Annotated in this window: 1 protein-coding gene; it reads right to left on the reverse strand. The window is 68.8% G+C overall.

Annotated elements, in window-relative coordinates:
* Positions 1–38: 38 nt before the first annotated feature.
* The coding region (locus HUX53_RS05780; protein WP_176402132.1) for a zinc ribbon domain-containing protein at positions 39–208 on the reverse strand (170 nt) is incomplete at its 5' end.

Genomic DNA, 208 nt, shown 5'->3' on the forward strand with positions numbered 1-208 from the left:
CGAGCTTGCAGCTCTTGGCCGCCACTGGATGTGGTGGGTCAGGCCGCGTCGTCGGCAGCGTGACTCACTGCCCAGCCCGCGGCGCCGCGTGCGGCGATGTTGCGGGCTGCGTTGACGTCGGCGTGCTCAGCGAAGCCGCACGACGTGCATTTAAAGGTGGCCTGGTCGGGCCGGTTCTTCTTGTCGATGTGGCCGCACGCCGAGCGCT

Source organism: Actinomadura sp. BRA 177 (assembly GCF_013372625.1).
Classification (GTDB): domain Bacteria; phylum Actinomycetota; class Actinomycetes; order Streptosporangiales; family Streptosporangiaceae; genus Spirillospora.